This is a genomic window from Paraburkholderia phosphatilytica, assembly GCF_003443895.1.
Taxonomy (GTDB): Bacteria; Pseudomonadota; Gammaproteobacteria; order Burkholderiales; family Burkholderiaceae; genus Paraburkholderia; species Paraburkholderia phosphatilytica.
Window position 1 is genome coordinate 13,127 of sequence record NZ_QQOA01000029.1, and the last position, 15,846, is coordinate 28,972.

At 64.7% G+C, this 15,846-nt stretch carries 11 protein-coding genes; 7 read left to right on the forward strand and 4 right to left on the reverse strand.

Features of this window, described 5'->3' with window-relative positions; all coding sequences use genetic code 11:
- The first annotated feature begins 80 nt into the window (after nucleotides 1–80).
- The 4 genes from DVS29_RS25650 to DVS29_RS25665 all read left to right on the forward strand — a co-directional run bounded on the left by DVS29_RS25650 (nucleotide 81) and on the right by DVS29_RS25665 (nucleotide 4,167).
- Nucleotides 81–914: a carbohydrate ABC transporter permease gene (locus tag DVS29_RS25650; protein ID WP_240655798.1), complete on the forward strand. Its 834-nt coding sequence runs from the start codon at nucleotides 81–83 to the stop codon at nucleotides 912–914.
- The gene (locus DVS29_RS25655) at nucleotides 914–1,828 is read left to right on the forward strand and encodes a carbohydrate ABC transporter permease (protein WP_118183331.1); all 915 of its coding nucleotides are present in this window, start codon (nucleotides 914–916) and stop codon (nucleotides 1,826–1,828) included. The genes DVS29_RS25650 and DVS29_RS25655 overlap by 1 nt, the downstream gene beginning before the upstream one ends.
- A 12-nt stretch (nucleotides 1,829–1,840) precedes the next feature.
- Nucleotides 1,841–2,941: an ABC transporter ATP-binding protein gene (locus DVS29_RS25660; RefSeq protein ID WP_118183332.1), complete on the forward strand. Its 1,101-nt coding sequence runs from the start codon at nucleotides 1,841–1,843 to the stop codon at nucleotides 2,939–2,941.
- A gap of 200 nt (nucleotides 2,942–3,141) precedes the next feature.
- Nucleotides 3,142–4,167 carry a LacI family DNA-binding transcriptional regulator gene (locus DVS29_RS25665; RefSeq protein WP_118183333.1) on the forward strand — a complete coding sequence of 342 codons (1,026 nt, stop codon included), beginning with the start codon at nucleotides 3,142–3,144 and terminating at the stop codon, nucleotides 4,165–4,167.
- A 6-nt stretch (nucleotides 4,168–4,173) separates the two neighbouring features.
- Here DVS29_RS25665 and DVS29_RS25670 read toward each other — a convergent pair whose 3' ends face one another.
- Together DVS29_RS25670 and DVS29_RS25675 are read right to left on the reverse strand one after the other, a co-directional pair.
- Nucleotides 4,174–6,084, reverse strand: coding sequence for a S9 family peptidase (locus DVS29_RS25670; RefSeq protein ID WP_118183334.1), 1,911 nt, complete (start codon nucleotides 6,082–6,084; stop codon nucleotides 4,174–4,176).
- 74 nt (nucleotides 6,085–6,158) lie between these two features.
- The gene (locus tag DVS29_RS25675; RefSeq protein ID WP_118183335.1) at nucleotides 6,159–7,466 is read right to left on the reverse strand and encodes an MFS family transporter; all 1,308 of its coding nucleotides are present in this window, start codon (nucleotides 7,464–7,466) and stop codon (nucleotides 6,159–6,161) included.
- Between the two features lie 422 nt (nucleotides 7,467–7,888).
- Between DVS29_RS25675 and DVS29_RS25680 the strand changes: the two genes are divergently transcribed.
- Nucleotides 7,889–9,655, forward strand: a complete 1,767-nt coding sequence (locus DVS29_RS25680) for a hypothetical protein (protein ID WP_124800717.1) — start codon at nucleotides 7,889–7,891, stop codon at nucleotides 9,653–9,655.
- A gap of 481 nt (nucleotides 9,656–10,136) precedes the next feature.
- Complete coding sequence (pdeR, locus tag DVS29_RS25685) at nucleotides 10,137–12,140, forward strand: cyclic di-GMP phosphodiesterase (RefSeq protein ID WP_118183337.1); 2,004 nt, start codon at nucleotides 10,137–10,139, stop codon at nucleotides 12,138–12,140.
- Between the two features lie 59 nt (nucleotides 12,141–12,199).
- On the opposite strand, the gene DVS29_RS25690 is transcribed toward pdeR, so the two are convergent.
- Both DVS29_RS25690 and DVS29_RS25695 read right to left on the reverse strand, forming a co-directional pair.
- Nucleotides 12,200–13,069 (reverse strand): crotonase/enoyl-CoA hydratase family protein, encoded by an 870-nt coding sequence (locus tag DVS29_RS25690; RefSeq protein ID WP_118183338.1) that lies wholly within the window; start codon nucleotides 13,067–13,069, stop codon nucleotides 12,200–12,202.
- A gap of 712 nt (nucleotides 13,070–13,781) precedes the next feature.
- Nucleotides 13,782–15,245 carry a M20 family metallopeptidase gene (locus tag DVS29_RS25695; RefSeq protein ID WP_118183339.1) on the reverse strand — a complete coding sequence of 488 codons (1,464 nt, stop codon included), beginning with the start codon at nucleotides 15,243–15,245 and terminating at the stop codon, nucleotides 13,782–13,784.
- Between the two features lie 189 nt (nucleotides 15,246–15,434).
- Here DVS29_RS25695 and DVS29_RS25700 point away from each other — a divergent pair, with 189 nt between their 5' ends.
- Complete coding sequence (locus DVS29_RS25700; RefSeq protein WP_420816163.1) at nucleotides 15,435–15,803, forward strand: superinfection immunity protein; 369 nt, start codon at nucleotides 15,435–15,437, stop codon at nucleotides 15,801–15,803.
- Nucleotides 15,804–15,846: the final 43 nt, after the last annotated feature.

Below are 15,846 nucleotides of genomic sequence, written 5' to 3' on the forward strand. Positions count from 1 at the left end.
GTACAGCCGCCCCGGCAAAGCGCGGACGCCGGCCGCTCGGCCGCCGTTTTCCGGTGGCCGCGTGGATCGCGCTCCTGCCGATGGTGGTGACCGTCGTGTTCGCGTACGTGGGCACGATGCTGTGGACCGCGCGCATTTCGCTCAGCAACTCGCACTCGCTGCCCGTCGACGACTTCATCGGCGGCGAGCAGTATGCGCGGCTCTTCCACAACGCGCGCTGGCTGCTGTCGCTGCAGAACATGATCGTGATCGGCGTGTGCTTCATCGCCGGCTGTCTCGTGATCGGCACGCTGCTCGCGATCTTCATCGACCAGCGCGTGACGGCCGAAGGCGTGCTGCGCACGATCTTCCTGTATCCGTACGCGATGTCGTTCGTCGCGACCGGGCTCGTGTGGCAATGGATCCTCAATCCGGAGCTCGGCATCCAGCACGTGCTGCACCGGCTCGGCTTCACGCATGCGCATTTCGACTGGATCGTGCAGCAGGACATGGTGATCTACACGGTCGTGATCGCCACCGTCTGGCAGGCGTCCGGCCTCGTGATGGCGCTGATGCTGGCGGGCCTCCGCGGCATCGACGACGAGATCTGGAAAGCCGCGCGTGTGGACGGCATTCCGCGCTGGCGCGTGTATGCGAGCATCGTGATCCCGATGCTTGGACCGTCGATCACCACCGCGTTCGTGCTGCTGTTCGTGATGATCGTCAAGCTCTACGACGCGGTGGTCGCGATGACCCAGGGCGGCCCCGGCACCGCGAGCGAAGTGCCCGCGAAGTTCATCATGGACTATCTGTTCAACCGCGCGAACATCGGGCTCGCGTCGGCGGCTTCGATCGTGCTGCTCGTCACGGTGCTCGCGATCCTCGCGCCGTTCTTTTACGCCCGCAGCCGCGCCTCGCTGCGCAAGGCGGTGTGATGAACACGCTCTCGCAATCGCCACGCTCGTTGACCGAAAAACGCGCGCCGCGCAGGAAGCGCCCGTTCTTCACGCCGGCGCGCGTCGGCATCTACGCGTTCCTGATCGTCTCGGCGCTGTTCTTCCTGTTGCCGCTCTACGTGATGCTGGTCACGTCGGTGAAGCCGATGAGCGAGATCCGGCTCGGCAACCTGCTCGCGCTGCCCGCCCACTTCACGCTCGCGCCGTGGCGCGACGCGTGGCTTTCCGCGTGCACCGGGCTCGACTGCAACGGCATCCGCGTCGGCTTCTGGAACTCGGTGCGCATCGTCGTGCCGAGCACGATTTTCTCGATCGCGGTGGGCGCGGTGAACGGCTACGCGATGTCGTTCTGGCGGCCGCGCGGCGCCGGCGTGCTGTTCGCGATCCTGCTCGCGGGCGCGTTCATTCCGGTGCAGGTGCTCGTCTATCCGCTCGTGCGCGTGCTGGCGAGCGTGCATCTGTTCAGCTCGCTGCCGGGTATCGTGATCATTCATACGATCTTCGGCATGCCGATCATGACGCTGCTGTTCCGCAACTACTACGCGGCGATTCCGCTCGAGCTGTTCAAGGCGGCGCGCATCGACGGCGGCGGTTTCTGGCGCATCTTCGTGCAGCTGATGCTGCCGATGTCGACGCCGATCATCGTGGTCGCGATCATCATGCAGGTCACCGGCATCTGGAACGACTTCATTCTGGGCCTCGTGTTCGCCGGCACCGACAACCTGCCGATGACGGTGCAGTTGAACAACATCATCAACACGACGACCGGCGAGCGTCTGTACGACGTGAACATGGCCGCGACGATCCTGACGTCGCTGGTGCCGCTCGCGGTCTATTTCCTGTCGGGACGCTGGTTCGTGCGCGGCATCGCGACCGGCGCGATCAAGGGCTAAGGATGAGCTGCGATGGCTAGTCTGGCGAACGTTTCGGTGCGCGACCTCAAGATCCAGCTCGGTGCGAACACGGTCATCGACGCGCTCGATCTCGAAGTCGAACCCGGCGAGTTTCTCGTGCTGCTCGGGCCATCCGGCTGCGGCAAGTCCACGTTGCTGCACAGCATCGCGGGCCTGATCGACGTGGCGGGCGGCAGCATCGAGATCGGGGGGCAGGACATGACATGGGCCGATCCGAAGGACCGGCACATCGCGCTCGTGTTCCAGTCGTACGCGCTTTATCCGACCATGAACGTCGAGCGCAATCTGTCATTCGCGCTCCGCATCAACGGCACGCCGAAGGCGGATATCGAGCGGCGCGTCGCACGCGCGGCGGACATGCTGCAGCTCGGCCCGCTCCTCAAGCGCCGGCCGGCGCAGCTGTCCGGCGGCCAGCGGCAGCGCGTCGCGATCGGCCGCGCGATCGTGCGCGAAGCGGACGTGTTCCTGTTCGACGAGCCGCTGTCGAATCTCGACGCGAAGCTGCGCACTGAGCTGCGCCGCGAGCTGAAGCAGCTGCACATGCGCCTCAACGCAACGATGATCTACGTGACGCACGATCAGGTGGAAGCGATGACGCTCGCCACGCGGATGGCGGTGATGCGCGGCGGCGTGATCCAGCAGATCGGCACGCCCGCCGAGCTCTACGCGCGGCCCGCGAACCTGTTCGTCGCGACCTTCCTCGGCACGCCGCCGATGAACCTGATCTCGGGCCGGCTCGAACGCCGCGACGGCGCGGTGCGTTTTTTTAGCGATCAGCTCGATCTCGATCTGTCCGGCTATGCGTTTCGCGATTATCCTGACGAAGCGCGCGCGTGCCAGCTCGGCATTCGTCCGGAAGACGTGCAGGTCGGCGCGGTCGAAGTGGGCGCGCCGGGCGGTCAGCTGAATGCGCGCGTGATGCTCGTCGAACCGATGGGCAACCATCGTGTGCTGTGGCTCGACTATCCTGAAGCACAGGTCGCATCGATCGTGCAGGACAAGCGCCCGGTCGCGGTGGGCGACCAGACCGGTTTTGCGCTGGATACCGCGCATGTGTCGCTGTTCGACGAGGCGACCGGAGTGCGGCTTTGACACAGGGATTTGAAGCAGGGCTTTCAAGCAGGGCTTTCAAGCAGGGCTTTCAGGCAGGATTTTCAGGCAGGGCTTTTAAGCAGGACTCTGAATAGTGCGGCCTCGCGCACGGCGCGAATGCTCAGGCAATAGCAGGCTTGCAGGAAAACGCGTCTGGCCTCGGCCGGCGCACATGACATAAACGGATATTCGGAGACCTCGTGGCCACGTTGAAGGACGTTGCTGCACTCGCGGGCGTCGGCATGTCGACGGCATCGCGCGCGATCTCGGGCAAGGGCCCCGTGTCGGCGGACGCGGCCGCGCGCGTGCAGGCCGCAATCGAAGCGCTGAACTTCCGGCCGTCGTCGATCGGCCGCGCGATGGCGACCAAGCAGCTCGGCATCATCGGCATTTTCGTGCCGACATTCTTCGGTTCATATTACGGCACCATCCTCAAGGAGACCGATACGGAGCTGAGGGCGGTGCATCGGCACGTGGTGGTCGCGACCGGCTGCGGCGAGACCACGCCGCGCGAGCAGGCCATCGAAGCGGTACGTTTCCTGATTGGCCGCGACTGCGACGGCGTGGTGGTGATCAGCCACGACCTGCACGACGAAGACCTGACCATGCTGCACAAGCTGCATCCGCGCATGGCGTTTCTGAACCGCGCGTTCGACCAGTTGCCCGATGCGTCGTTCTGCGCGGACCACGTGCGCGGCGGCGCGCTCGCGGCGCGCACGCTGCTCGATCATGGCCACCGTGACATCGCGGTGATCGCGGGGCCGTTCACCGCATCGGACAACCGCGCGCGCCTCGACGGCTTTTTCGCGGAACTCGCGCGCGATGGCATCGCGCGCAACGACGTCACGCTGATCGAATCGGACTTCTCGCCCGAAGGCGGCTATGCGGCGACCGGCGAACTGCTGAAGGGCAACGCGCAGTTCACCGGCCTCTTCTGCGCGAACGACACGATGGCCGTCAGCGCGCTCGCCCGCCTGCAGGAAGCGGGCGTTTCGGTGCCGCACGAGGTATCCGTCATCGGCTACGACGACGACTATTCGGCCGCGTACACAGCGCCCGGGCTCACGTCGGTGCATATTCCGACTGCCGAGCTGACCCGCAACGCGGTGCGCTGGCTCGTCAACCAGTGCTATGGCACGTCATGGGACATCGAACGCGACTTTCCGGTGACGGTGACGATGCGCGGGTCTGTCGCCCACGCATCGAAAACGAAGCACCGGAGATAACGAGGCTCAAGCGGCCCCGCCACGCAGATGCTTCGCGAGGAACGCTTCCATCGCCGCGTAGAACTCGTACTGGTTCTCTTCGTTGTGGAAGCCGTGCCCTTCATTCTCCTTCAGCAGATACTGCACGTCGACGCCGCGCGAGCGTAGCGCGGCAACGATCTGGTCGCTCTCGGCCTGCTTCACGCGCGGGTCGTTCGCGCCCTGCGCCACCAGCAGCGGCGTCACGATGCGCTCCGCGAAGAACACCGGCGACGCATCGTGCAGCGCCTGTTTGCCCGCCTCGGTGTTCGGGCTGCCGATCATCTCGTACATCATGTCGAGCATCGGCTTCCAGTACGGCGGCACCGATTCGAGCATCGTGAAGAGATTCGATACGCCCACGTAGTCGATCGCGGCCGCGTAGCGGTTCGGCGTGAACGTCACGCCCGCGAGTACCGCGTAGCCGCCGTAGCTCGCGCCATAGATCGCCACCCGCTTCGCATCGGCGATGCCCTGCGACACGAGCCAGTCGACGCCGTCGTCGATATCGTGCTGCATGGTTTTGCCCCACTGCCCGAAGCTCGCTTCCCAGAACGCGCGCCCATAGCCCGTCGAGCCGCGGAAATTCACCTGCAGCACCGCATAGCCGCGGTTCGCGAGCAACTGCACTTCCGGATTGAAGCCCCAGTGATCGCGCGCCCACGGGCCGCCGTGCGGGTTCACGACGAGCGGCAGGTTGTGCGGCGCGACGTTGCCATGCCCGCTCGCGCTCGCGACGTCCGGCGGCAGCGTCAGATAGCCGTTGATCTGCAATCCGTCGCGCGACGTGAAGCGCACCGGCTGCATCGGCGCCATGTCGGCGACGTCGAGCCAGGGCATCGCATCGGCCAGCTTCGTCAGGCGCCGGCTGCCGATGTCGTACAGGTACGTCGAGCCGGCCGACCGGTCGCTCGACGCGGTGACGATCGCGCGCGTTTCGTCCTTCGTGATGCTGGTCAGCCAGATGTCGGCGTTGGGCAGCTGCGCTTCGAGATCCGCGATCATCGCGCGCGCGTCGTCATCGAAAAAGTACCGGTGGACCCGGTCGTCCGCGTACCACGCGGTAGTCAGCACGCGGCGCAGCCGCGAATGCGCGAGGCCGCCCACGTCCACGTCGCGGTGCTCGAACAGCAGTTCACCCTCTTCACCTGTGGCCGGATCGAACTCGAAGATCGCCGCGCGATCGCGCCCGCGGTTGGACAGCACGTAGAGCCGGCGATTGTCGAAGGTGAACAGCAGTGGTTGCACCGACTCGCGAAAGTTGGTGGTGACGAGCGGACGGAACGGCTCGTCTTCGGTATCGCGATACGACAGCGTGGTGTTGACGCCATCGCTGGAAACGGCGATGCGCAGACGGCCGTCGTGGTCCGTGTCCCAGCCGACCACATTGCCGGGATTCTCTGCGATCTGCTGCGACTCGCCGTTAGTGACGTCGACGCGCAGCACGTCGAACACTTCGGGATTGCGCCGGTTGTGCGACACGAGGATATGGCGGTCGTCGTCGCGCAGGTCGTCGACGATGCTCGCCTGGATCTGTTCGTACGGCGTCAGGTCGAGCGGCGCGCCGCCGTCGATCGGCACCGACAGCACGTGGTAATTCTCGTCGCCGCCGAAATCCTTCACATACAGGATGTGACCGTTGCCCTTCCACAGATGGGTCGGCACATCGCGGCCGGTTTCCGCGGTGAGCGGACGGGCGGCGCCGACGGGCGCGCCGTCGGCATCGATGGCCTGCACAAAGACGTTCTGCCGGCCCTCGTGCCGCGCGAGAAACGACAGATGGCGGCCATCCGGCGAAATCAGGAACTGCGACCGCTCGGGCCGGCGAAAGAAATCGCGGACGTCATACCGTTTCACCGCTGGCGCCGCGTTGCCGGACCCCTGCTCTCGACCGCTCATTGAAGCCTCCTGTTCGAAAACGATTCACGTTCAGGAGGTTCATCATAAAGGAACGGCGTCGCTCGCGAGCAGTATCAGTTCGTGTCGCGCAGCAGGCCCGCTTTCTGCGGATCGCGCATCAGAAGCGAGACGAGGCCGGCCGCCGCGCACATCGCCGTCACATACCAGTAGAACATCGTCTCGTTGCCTGCCTGCTTCAGCCACAGCGCCACGTACTCCGCCGAGCCGCCGAAAATGGCATTCGCGATCGCGTACGAGAGCCCCACGCCCAGCACGCGCACCTGCACCGGGAACATTTCCGCCTTGATGAGCCCGCTGATCGACGTGTAGAAGCTCACCACACACGGCGCCGTCACGATCAGCGCGCACGCCGCGAGCGGGCTCGTCACATCTTTCAGCGTCAGCATCAACGGCACCGTGCCGAGCGTCGCGAACACGCTGAAGCAGATCATCGAGCGGCGCCGGCCGATCCGGTCGGACAGCGCGCCGAACAGCGGCTGCATCAGCATGAACACGAACAGCGCGGCGGTCATCACGTTGCTCGCGGTTTTCGCGTGCATGCCGACCGTGTTCACGAGGTACTTCTGCATGTAGGTCGTGAACGTGTAGAACGACAGCGAGCCGCCGGCCGTGAAGCCGAGTACCGTCACGAACGCGCGCCGGTGCCGCCACAACCCGGCGAACGAACCGGCTTCGCGGCTGCGTCGCGATTGCGCGGTCGTGGTTTCCTCGAGCGAGCGTCGCAGCGACAGTGCGACGAGCGCGGCACATGCGCCGACCACGAACGGAATGCGCCAGCCCCATGCGGTCAGCTCACCGGCGCTCAGCACCTGCTGGAGAATCACCAGCACGAACAGCGCGCACAGCTGGCCGCCGATCAGCGTCACGTACTGGAACGATGCGTAGAAACCGCGTCGTCCTTCCAGCGCCACTTCGCTCATGTAGGTTGCGCTCGTGCCATATTCGCCACCGACGGAGAGCCCCTGAAACAGCCGTGCGACCAGCAGCAGCGCGGGTGCGAGCGCGCCGATCTGCGCATAGGTGGGCAGCGCGGCAATCATCAGCGAACCGCCGCACATCATGAAGACCGATACGAGCATCGACGTGCGCCGGCCGTGGCGGTCGGCGAGTCGACCGAAAAACCAGCCGCCGATGGGACGCATCAGGAACCCGGCGGCGAACACGCCGGCGGTATTGAGCAACTGCGTGGTCGGATTGCCCGAGGGAAAGAAAGCGGGTGCGAAGTACAACGCGCAGAACGAGTAGACATAGAAATCGAACCACTCGACGAGATTGCCGGACGATGCGCCGACGATCGCCATGATGCGACGGCGCGCGCCGTATGCGCGATGAATTTCCTGGGTGTTTTCAACTGTTGCCATTCACGTCTCCATGTGTTGTCGATGCGAACCTGGCGACGAAATGTTGCGTCGTCCATCGCCTTTCGCGCCGCGATCGATCATAGTTGGCGATTCCAGTTCCCTATCTCAAATTAGAACGGGCGCACTGCGATCGACACATGGAGTGCCGCGGGATCGCGGTCGATCATGCCGTACACCACTGCTGCAGTGATCTTCCATTGCCATTTTCTATTAGTTCGGACTACGATGCATCAACTTTACGACCCTGCCGTCGAAGGTGAATCCGTGTTCATAGAGGAGATGCCATGAAAGTCGGTTCAGTTGATCCCGTCGATTCGCCGCAAGCGTCGGGCGACCCGTCATCCGCTGGGCCGAATTTCACGAGCGATCATGGCGCGCCCCAGATGTCGCGTGGCCCAACGCAGCTGGCAACCGAACTCGTCATGGCAAACGACGCCGGCCAGAGCATGCAGAAATTCGACGCTGCGCTTGTGGACATCCGCAACGATGTCCTGCAGGGCAAGGACACGACCGATGACAGCATCGCCGCGGCGAAGGCGTTCAACGATGCATACGATCAGTCGAACCGGGCGGCACCCAGCTACGACCAGCAAGGGCGGATTGCTTCGCTCGCGAAAGCGATCAGGGACGGTGAACCGACCGATTCACTCGACTCGATCGCACAGAAGGCTCACGTCCCGTTGCCGGGACTTCAGCGCAAGAGCAGCCAGGACTTGTACGGCTCCTATGGCAAGACGGCAAGCACCTACACGCGCGCGCTGATTTTCGACGAAGCGCGTTTCAACAACTCGAAGGTGCTGCAGAACACATCGTTCGCGCGGCTTCTGCGCCCAGGCAAAAGCGTGCTGGACCCGATCGGCGCCAATGGACGGCTCGGCGTTCTGTTAGGAAACCGTATGAATGCCGCCGCCAGCAATTTCACGAAGGCGGCCACGATGTTCGCGTCGGGTATCGCCAGAATGCGCAACGGTCAGGATCCGACCGACGACTTCATCGGAGGCAGTGCGGCGGCGGGCCAGGGTGCGACCGAAATCACGGCCGGTGCGATGACCGACTTCGGCAATCATATGGTCAAGCTGCAGGCCGCGAGACCGCCACAAAGACCTGCCACCCCGCAGAGTCCACTGTCCGACCGTACCGCCACGACGTCAGCCGGGCGCTCCGGATCGCCGGACGAATTCGGACAGTTTGCCCCGGACGACCCGCTTCACGAACGGATCGACAGCGAGACAGGCAGCACGGCGTCGGACATGGATCAGCAGGTTGCCGCGCGGCGGCACGAACCGGAAGAGCGCGTCCTCAACGATGTCGAAGCAAGAGGAGACGATGCGGCGGCGCTGTCGTTGCAGGACGGCGTGGACGGCATCAAGGGCGAGTGGCTGCAGATCGGCGAACTCGAATCGACGTTGAGGGAAGCGTCGCAACAGGCCGCGAAAGACGCGCACGAGAACATCAAGAGCATCGACGAACGGGCGCAGCCGCTCGTCGATGAGCTGAAATCGCACGGATACGACACCGTCGATGCCGCTCGCGCATCGGATCAGACCGCGGTGAAGCGGATCGTCGCGCAGCTCGACGACTATGCGCATCTGAAGCGGCAGGCTTACGACCAGTTCAACCACGCGCTGGACGAACAGGAGGGCTTGCTGAAATCGGCGCCAGCCGCATTCGACGATCTCGACAGCCTGATGCGCAGCACGCCCGTGGATCAGCGCCCCGCCAGGGTGTCGGAATGGGCGGACAAGTATGGCAAGGCTTTCGGTAAATACCAGAACGGCCTGCTCGCGCGCACGGACACGCTGCCGGAATGGTTCAGGATCTCGAAGCCGCTACGGGCTCAGCTGGTGCCCTCCGCCATCAACACAGCGTTCGGCGCAGCCGGATTCGGCGCGGCACTGGACAATTACCTGAAGAAGAAGAACGCCGGCACGCTGACGACCCAGGACAAGCTGAATCTGGGCGCCCAGGTCGTCAACCTGGCCGGCGGCATCATCGGCTTCATTCCGACAGCGGGGCCGCTGCTGGCGCTGGCGCTCGCCAGCATCGGCGTCGGCCTCGGCGACTTCGCCGACCACTTCAAGGAGCGGCAGGACGCGGAAGCGGCGGAGCAGCTGAAGCAGAACCTGCGCGCGGAGTATGAGCGCCGGCATCCCGGTCATGGGATTTTTGACGGATTCGACGGTGGCTGAGGCGGTTGACGCCGCTGCCGGCGGCATCGCGCGCCGCCCTCCCGATGCGGCGCTTACGCCACGGGTCATGCGAATTTCCGTGCCGTCATTCCCGAATTGCGACATTATTTCCCGGCGAAGCTAATTCGTTTGATGATTTAACAACGGCATCGGCGGGCGCATAGCGGGTTCCATTGACCAAAGTCGGCTATGCTTGCCGCGGCGCTTGCCGGACGCCGGTTTGAACGGTGGACGAACGAACGTGCGATAACCTGTCTAAATAAATTTGATGAAGTCGCAGTTAAAGAGGATGAGTGACCGGCGAATGAGCGGCGGCGCGGGAAAATTAAAGTTTCTTTCGCTTTCGTTCGATAACCTGTTCGAAGGCCAAGCCGGCATTCTTCCCTCTTGAGGCAGTTCCTTGACCCGAAAACCGATCGCCGTAGCGTTGGTCCGGCGAGACGTCGCTGGTCAAACGACCCGTAGAGCCACGGATACCTCGATGAAAGACGTCCAACCAGACCAGTTGCTGTATGCCCAGTTCGGCACGAGCAGCCCATGCTGGCGTCTGTCGGGCGACAGCAATGCGCTCGAACTGACCGAGGACACCGGGCCCGGTCCAGCCAACGTCGCCGTCGCGCTGACCAGCCAGCAGGCCGCGCAGATCCGCCGTCTGTCCGGCGTCACGTCGCACCTGACGCTCGACGTCCACTTTCTCGGCGAACCGTTGCGCCTGCACCTGGTTGGCCGCAAGCTGTCGGCCAACCTGTGGGCCGGCACCGCGTCGTCCTACGAAGACACCGAATCGGTCGCGCGCGACCTCGTGCACGGCCTGTCGTTCGCCGAAACGGTGGTGTCGGAAGTGAACTCGGTCGTCGTGATCGTCGACCGGCAGGGCCGCATCCAGCGCTTCAACCGGCTTGCCGAAGAGCTGACCGGCATGAAGGAAACCGACGTGATCGGGCGCAACGTGTGGGCACTCTTCATGTCGTCGAGCGAAGGTGCGGCGTCCAGCCACAACATCAGCAGCTTCTTCAACCGTGGCGTGTCGTACGAAGTCGAGCGCGTGGTGAAGACCGTGCACGGCGAGCGGCTCTTCGTGTTCCGCAACAAGTTCGTGCACAGCGGCAGCGGCATCGACGAACAGTTCCTGATCTGCTCCGGCACCGACATCACCGAAGAACGCCGCGCGCAGGAACGGCTGCGCGAGCTCGCCAATACGGACAGCCTCACGGGCCTGATGAACCGCAACGCGATCCACGACCGGATCCGCGCGGCGCTCGAGGAGGCCGCGGAAGGCGAATCGGTCGGCATCCTGTATCTGGATCTCGACAACTTCAAGAAGGTCAACGACCACTACGGTCACGTGTTCGGCGACCGGCTGATCCAGGACGTGTCGGCGACGATCGTCGCATGCCTCGACGAAAGCGACTCGCTCGCGCGGCTGGGCGGCGACGAGTTCATCGTGCTGTCGCCGCGGGCGAGCGCGCATGCGCTCGAAGGGACCGCTCAGCGCATCATCGAACGGCTGCGGGTGCCCTTCACGCTCGGCCTCGTGGAGGTCTACACGGGCTGCTCGATCGGCATCGCGCTGAGCCCGGATCACGGCACGAGCCTCGAATCGCTGGTCCGCTCGGCGGACACCGCGATGTACGTCGCGAAAGACGCCGGCAAGCGCACGTGGCGGTTCTTTTCGGCGGAGATGGACCGCAAGGTCGCCGAATACGTGTGGCTCGACACCAACCTGCGCCGCGGGCTCGAGGAAAACCAGCTCACGCTCTACTACCAGCCGAAGCTGCAGCTGAGCACGGGCATGGTGCAGAGCGTCGAGGCGCTGGTGCGCTGGAATTCGCCGGAGCGCGGCCAGATCCTGCCCACCGAGTTCATCCGCTATGCGGAGGAATCCGGCCTCATCAATCCGCTCGGGCGCTGGGTGATGCAGACGGCCGCCCGCCAGGCCGCCGAATGGAAGGCGCGCGGGCTCGACCTGCGGATCGCGGTGAACGTGTCGCCGCGGCAGCTCGTCGACAGCTCGGTGGTGCGGCAGTTCCGCGAGGCGCTGCAAGGCGCCGGGCTCGCGCCATGCCTCGTCGATCTCGAACTGACCGAGAGCTGCCTGATCGAGGACGAAGCGCTCGCCACCGACGTGATCGCGCAGTTCCGCGAGCTGGGCGCCGAGGTGCATCTCGACGACTTCGGCACCGGCTACTCGTCGCTGTCGCAGCTCGGCCGGATTCCTCTGGACGCGATCAAGCTCGATCGCAGCTTCGTGCAGGGCATCGACGTGAATACGAAAGCCCAGGCGCTGGTCCGCTCGATGATCGCGGTCGCGCAGGAGCTGCACATGAAAGTGGTTGCCGAAGGGATCGAGACCGAGCGCGAAGAGGCGTTCATGAAGGCGCTCGGCGTCGACTTCATGCAGGGCTATCTGTACGCGCGCGCAATGCCCGCGCCTGAGCTCGAACAGTGGCTGCGCGGCCGGCAGAAGCTGAGGCTGATCGCCTGATCACACCTCGCCGGCGCGGGGCAGGCGCGGCGGCAGACGCACGGCAGCCCGCCCTCGCCTCAACCGTTGCTCGCGCGCAGATGCGACGTGCGGCGGTTCTGCATCGCGACGAGCCGCTCCATGAACGCGAGATCCTTCTCCTCGATCGAGAACGCGGCGTCGACCCAGTCTTCCGTGATTTCCATCAGTTCCGCGCGCGTCAGCTGCAGCACGCGCTGGCGCGCCCGCACCATCGCGCGGATGCCGTTCAGCTTGGGCCGCATCGTATCGATGAAGGTGCGGGTCGCGACGTAGGCGTCGCCCGGTTCGAACAGGTGATCGACGAGCCCCTTCGACGCGTGCCATTCGGCCGTATGCGATTCGCCGATGCCGATCAGTTCTTCCGCGAGCCGCATGCCGGCGCGGCGCGCGACCAGCGAGTAGCCGCCCATGCCCGGAAACAGGTTGAACGCGATTTCGGGGAAGCCCATGCGCGCGTCGTTCTGCGCGAGCACGAAGTGATGCGCGAGCGCGGCCTCGAAGCCGCCGCCGAGCGCCGTGCCTTCGACCATCGCGATCGAGATCGCGCCGGTATCGAAGCCGCGCGACGCCGCATGCACGCAGTCGACGCATGCACGCGCATACGCCATCAGCGCTTCGCGCTTGCCGCCGCGGATTGCGTCCGCGAAGAAATCGAGGTCGCCGCCGACGTTGTACATCGACGGAATCAGCGAGCCGGTGACCCAGAAGTCGATGGGCAGTCCCGATTCGCGCGCGGCCCGTGCGAGGCCGAGAATGTCGTACACCAGTTCGAGATTGAAACAGGGACGCGGTTGCGCGCGCAGCATCATCCACATGATATTCCGGCCTTCCTCGTAATAGGCCGAGATTTGCGACAGATTTCCAGCTTCTACAAATGGCCGGCAGGCGTGGTGATTATTCAGATTCATTATGGCGGTCCAGTCAGGTTATAGGCGGTAATGCAGATGTCGCGGGTAATGCATTGGCGAGCCTAAAGCAGCCGACCGTATTGCGGTAATGAGTGGCCTTTTATAAAAACGGCCTTGACAGTAATTACGGCCGATCGCCCGGAATGGCTGGTGCGGCATGAATCTTCGATCGGCAAGCGCGGCGGCGTGGCGTGGTACCTGCGACACGCCGCGTGCTGTTTTTCATCACCGGAAAACGGAAATTCGTCGCAGTGAGCGACTCGAGGAAGGTATCGCGCAACCAATCATCCATTTCTGCCCCCAGTCCTGAACGGCTGATTTTTATGCTGATTGGATAATACGAACCCCGGTGTGGAAATTTGCGGATGGATGCGGCATTAAATTGCACACACAACCATCAACATTCACCACTCACTTCAACGAAGACTGCGTGGCTATCCTGACGGCAAAATTCAATCGCTTGCGTGCGTGAACGCACCAAATACGCAAAATGCTGGTCAATCGTCCTGGGAAAGCGCGCGGGGGTAAACGGCGCAAAGCCGCGCGTCAGCAGGACCGGCGGCCCGCAAGGGAGGGAAAGGCGGAGGTGCGGCGTTTGGTGGGTTGCCGCACACAGGAAAGTGGTTTTGAAGCACGGCCGGTTCGCACTGGAATCCGGCCGCGTGTGAGCGTGTGACGTTGCTGCGCGAGGCTGCTCCCGCTCGCGACGGACTCAGGGCGCCGCGGCGATCACCTCGGCCACGGCCGCCGTGAGCTTCTTCGCATACGGCACGTGCAGGAACTCGTTCGGTCCATGCGCGTTCGACTTCGGCCCGAGCACGCCGCACACCATGAACTGCGAGTGCGGGAAACCTTCCTTCAGCGTGTTCATCAGCGGGATCGTGCCGCCCTGGCCGATGTACGCGACGTCCGCGCCATAGTGCTTGCGCGATGCGTCGTTGAGCGCGCCGGCGAGCCACGGCGACAGCTCCGGCGCGTTCCAGCCGGTCGCGGCGCCCGCGTCGGGGCGGAACGTGACCTTCGCGTTGTACGGCGGGTCGAGCTCCAGCAGGTCCTTCAGTTCGCCGACTGCCTTCGCCGCATCGACGAGCGGCGGCAGCCGCAGCGACAGCTTGAACGCGGTACGCGGCCGCAGCACGTTGCCGGCGTCTTCGAGTGCCGGCAGGCCCGACGCGCCCGTCACGGAAAGCGACGGCAGCCACGTGGAATTGAGCAGCGCCTGTTTCGGATCGGTCGTGGTGGGCAGCACCTGGCGGCCGTCCGCGCCGCAGGCCCACGGCATCGTCTTCCATACCGTCTCGCCGAGGATCTTCGCGGTAATCTCGGCTTCGCGCAGGCGGTCGTCCGGTACCGGGCAGTGGAAGCCGTCGGGCAGCAGGTTGCCGTTCGACGCATCTTCGAGCCGCGCGAACAGTTGCCGCATGATGCGGAAGCTCGATGGCGCGATGCCGCCGTAGCCGCCCGAGTGAATGCCTTCGTCGAGCACGTGCACTTCCAGGTTGCCCGACACGAGACCGCGCAGCGACGTGGTGAGCCACAGCTGGTCGTAGTTGCCCGCGCCCGAATCAAGGCAGATCACGAGGCTCACCTTGCCGAGCCGGTCGCGCAGCGCATCCACGTACGGCAGCAGGTCGTAGCTGCCCGATTCCTCGCAGGTTTCGATGATGCCCACGCAGCGCGGCCGCTCGATGCCTTGCGCGTCAAGCGCGGCGAGCGCCGTGAGGCTTGCGTAGATCGCATAACCGTCGTCCGCGCCGCCGCGGCCATAGAGCTTGCCGTCGTCGAGCTTCGGCGTCCACGGACCGAGGTCGTTGCGCCAGCCATCGAATTCGGGCTGCTTGTCGAGGTGACCGTACAGCACGATCGTGTCGGTGCTGCCGGACTTCGTCGCGGGCGATTCGAAGAAGATCACCGGCGTGCGGCCGGGCAGGCGCACCACCTCGAGCTTCAGTCCGCGCACGCGCTGCTGTTCGGCCCAGTGCGCGGCATCGGTGATCACGCGCTCGATGTAGCCGCGCCGCGACCAGTCGGGGTCGAAGGCGGGACTCTTGGCCGGGATCGCGATGTAGTCGGTCAGGGCCGGGACGATCTCGTCATTCCATTTGCGTTCGACGAAGGCGGTCAGTTCGTCGTGATCGAGCTGGCGGGTAGCCGCGCCCGTTTCGTGCGTGCTCATCGGGGTCTCCGGTGCGTCGAAACGCACATGATAGACCCGATCGGCTGTGCGCCGAAGCGCGCCATCCTGTGGGTCGGCTCGTGCCGAGGTCATGCGACGGACCCGCAGTGGACCGATCGACGCCAGGCTCGCGCACGCTCGTCTAGCTGCGATATGCTTTCAACGTCGGCTTTCAACGAGGCGACATCGATGTCGCAAAGGCAAGCGCGACACATCAGGGGAGCAGCGGACACCATGGCGGGTAACGGCATGATCGTGCAGGGCGTCGAAGTCGTCGCCGCGATGGCGGCGTACTTCCTGCCGTCCATCGTCGCGGATCGCCGCAAGCGCGATGACGTGCTGACCATCGCCCTCTTCAACGCGTGCCTCGGCTGGACCGTGTTCGGCTGGCTGGTCGCGCTGTACTGGGCGTTCCAGCCCAACCCGCCGCCCGACGTCGCGGAGGACATCGCGAAGAAGCGCCGCCTCGTCAGCATGGGGACCTTCTCGAAGGGCCTCGTCGACCGGGTGCGCAGCCGTTCGGCGCGCGCCGCCGCGCGCGACCGCGGGCCGAAGTGACGGCCCGTCTGCCGTCATTCGCGCAACGTCGTATCCTGCTGTC